Source organism: Flavobacterium sp. UBA6195 (assembly GCF_002422095.1).
Lineage (GTDB): Bacteria > Bacteroidota > Bacteroidia > Flavobacteriales > Flavobacteriaceae > Flavobacterium.
Genome location: NZ_DITB01000047.1, coordinates 1 through 3,028, shown reverse-complemented (window position 1 = coordinate 3,028; position 3,028 = coordinate 1). Strand labels below are relative to the sequence as shown.

General features: G+C 29.2%; 3 protein-coding genes and 1 pseudogene. All 4 read right to left on the bottom strand.

Features of this window, described 5'->3' with window-relative positions:
- Positions 1 to 188 (bottom strand): annotated as a pseudogene (locus tag B4I81_RS03805) (HlyD family secretion protein); the annotation flags it as partial.
- 46 nt (positions 189 to 234) lie between these two features.
- Complete coding sequence (locus tag B4I81_RS03800; RefSeq protein WP_291107791.1) at positions 235 to 1,557, bottom strand: TolC family protein; 1,323 nt, start codon at positions 1,555 to 1,557, stop codon at positions 235 to 237.
- Positions 1,558 to 1,652: 95 nt separating this feature from the next.
- Positions 1,653 to 2,495, bottom strand: a complete 843-nt coding sequence (locus B4I81_RS03795) for a helix-turn-helix domain-containing protein (protein WP_291107788.1) — start codon at positions 2,493 to 2,495, stop codon at positions 1,653 to 1,655.
- 89 nt (positions 2,496 to 2,584) lie between these two features.
- The coding region (locus B4I81_RS03790) for a tyrosine-type recombinase/integrase (protein ID WP_291107784.1) at positions 2,585 to 3,028 on the bottom strand (444 nt) is incomplete at its 5' end.

The window sequence follows — 3,028 nt, the reverse complement described above, 5'->3', positions numbered from 1 at the left end:
TTATCATTACCAAAATTGAAGTACGATTTTACAACCCAAAATAATCCTCCTAGTACCATTACTAATACTACAAGATTGATCAATTTTGCAATATTTGATTTTTTCTTTTTTTGTTCGTTTTTAGCAACAGTTTTATTATTTGACTGTACTGTTTTATTATTTTCTGTATTTTCTGCGTTTTGTGACATTTCTATATTGAGTTTATTTTATTAATACTTTATTTTATAATTTTAACTAAAGCGTACCTGCTTCTTTTAATAATTTATAGTAAGCAAATACAATATTGATTTCTGAATTCGCGAATTGAAGTTCAGCATCTAGTTTAGCGTTACTCGCATCAATTAAATCTAATAATATGGCTAATTGATTGTTGTACTTACTTTCCATAATACGGTAGTTTTCCGCTGTTAAATCTTTATTAACTTTCAATGTATTATTTTGCGTTAATGCTTCATTGTATTTAATGTATGCAGCATTAACAGCTACTTTCATCATTTCTGAAACTTCATTAGATTGACGTATAGCTTTTTCCTTTTCTAGACGATTTAATTGAATTTTCTTAGGTGCTTTAAATAATGCATCAATATTAAAATTTAAAGATAACCCAGCACTCCATCCATTGGTATACATATCCATTGCAGGATTTGAAGTCGTAATAGGTCTTTGTAAAGTATTACCTGCGAAAGCTGACAGCGAGGGCATCATATCAGATCTCGAAATTTTCTCTGAAACAGCATAGATATCTACCGCCTTTTCTGTTTGCTTAATCGTTGGATGATTCACTAAATCGCCATAGTAACTAGCTAGAGGAAGTATTTCTAAACTTTCAATTACAATACTTTCATCTGGTATAATTTTTACACCCTCATCCAAGCCTAATGCTACCGTTAGTTGCTTATTCAGAATACTTTGGTTATTTTGAACAACCTGTAATGCCAATTTCAGATTAGACAGTTGCAGTTCTCCTCGAATAACATCATTACGAGTAACCATTCCTTGTTTATAAAACTTGTTGATGTTATCTAATCTTTCTTGAGCTAACTCAATATTCTTATGATAAACTTTTTCTTGATTGTAAAGTTTAAAAAGATCTAAATAGTACCCTGCGCTTAGGAGTTTTATATTAAGTTCATTAGACTCATAATTCAATTGTGAAAGATCTTTTTTAAGATTTTGAATTTCGACAGCATTTTTCACTACGCCACCTTTCCAAATGAGTTGACGTGCTTCAACGGAAAATTTGTTACCAAAGTTTGGCATATCTACACGTGAGGAATTAGAAAAGTCTTTATCAATGATATGTGCATCACCTAAATAATATCCTTGTAATCCGGTAGAAATCTCTGGTAAAAATTGATTTTTTGCAACATTTATATTTTGCTCTGCAATTTGAACATCAGCTTCCGAAACTTTTAATGTTGGATGATTTTTTTTCACTAGGTCAAAAAGCTCAGAAACAGAAAGTTTCAATGCACTATTTTCTTGAGCTTGTAAGTAAATAGGTGATATTAAAATCCCTAAAGCAAAGACCATTTTTTTTAACTTACTATGTATCATTTTTATACTTTAAATTTTATGATACAAAGGTCAATCAATCAGTTGATTGAGAAAAGGTCTGTAGAACTTCAAAAGAAGTCCAAATGGTAGGTTGTTTAAAAAGATTGAATTAAAGTGTTTTCCAATCGATAATGTTTAGGACTTAGACCTGTGTGTTTTTTAAAGAATTTCCCGAAAGTATATTGGTCTGCAAAGCCTAATTGATTGGCTATCTCTTTTATAGAAGTGTTATTATCTAATAGGTTAATTTTAGCTTCGTTGATAACAGAATCCGTGATAAAATATGTAGGCGGTACTTTTGTTATTTCTCTAACCGTATTGGATAAATACTTAACTGTAATATATAATTTATCAGCATAGAATTTTAACTCTTTTTCATTCTTGAAGTGTAAGGAAACTAATCTAATGAAGTCAAGAGCAATTTCTTCTTTTCTAGAACTGGTAGCATTTGAATCATTAAAACCCATAATAAGTTTTCCAAAGACACTGTATATTATTATTGAAACAATATTCCACATTATTTCATTTTTAAATGAGAATTCAACTCCTGAATCGTAATAGGACTTAAGTTGTATAAATTGGTTTATTAAATACTGTAATTCTAAACTGTTATGATATATCTTGTTTTTATTGGTTTCATCGTTTGCTATTCTATATGCATCGTATCTGTTGATATTGATATTAGTGTACTTTCTTATCGTCTCTTTATTACTAGATAATAAGTAAATTTTAAGGTCTAAAGAAGTATCAATTAGCTTATATAGATTATTAGATGAAATAATAATCACATTTCCTTTTTGAAAGCAAAGACCATTACCATTTACTTCTAAAGTAATCGAACCTTCATAAACCAATATAAAAGCAAAATTTTCAGGACGAAAGGATTGTCCTATTTTTGTATTCTCAAATAAAAATTTCTCATCAAGGATTCGAAGCATATTCTAATTTATCAAAAATATTTTTATATTATTTTAAGGATTAAATGTATGATTTTTAAATGTATTATCATTCCACGAATCCATAACAATTAATACACGAATTTTTCAACTGCTTTATCCAATTCCTCGCTAATTACTTTGGCGTAAATCTGCGTAATACCGATATCTGAGTGATCCATTAATTTTGAAACATATTCAATACGCATTCCATTATTTAACGCATTGGTAGCGAATGTATGACGGCTTAAATGAAAGGATAAAGGGAAGGGAAGTTCCATTGTTTTACCTAATCTTCTTAATTTTTGACCGCATAAAATGTTCTTGGCATTGATGATATGTGCTTCAGTATTTTTATTCATCTCAAATAACTCTTGGTCTTCGATGATTGGAAAAATAAAATCTGTTGGCTTGGTTAATTCTGATTTATAGTTTTGTAATATATCTAAAGCTTGTTGCCCTATCTTAAAACTATGTTGACGACCAGTTTTACGAATGGTTTTAGTGATTCGATTTTCTTTTGCATTAAAATTTTC

Bases quoted from the DNA above. Each gene is read 5' to 3' on its own strand.
- B4I81_RS03800 (WP_291107791.1), bottom strand. From the start codon at position 1,557: ATGATACATAGTAAGTTAAAAAAAATGGTCTTTGCTTTAGGGATTTTA.
- B4I81_RS03795 (WP_291107788.1), bottom strand. From the start codon at position 2,495: ATGCTTCGAATCCTTGATGAGAAATTTTTATTTGAGAATACAAAAATA.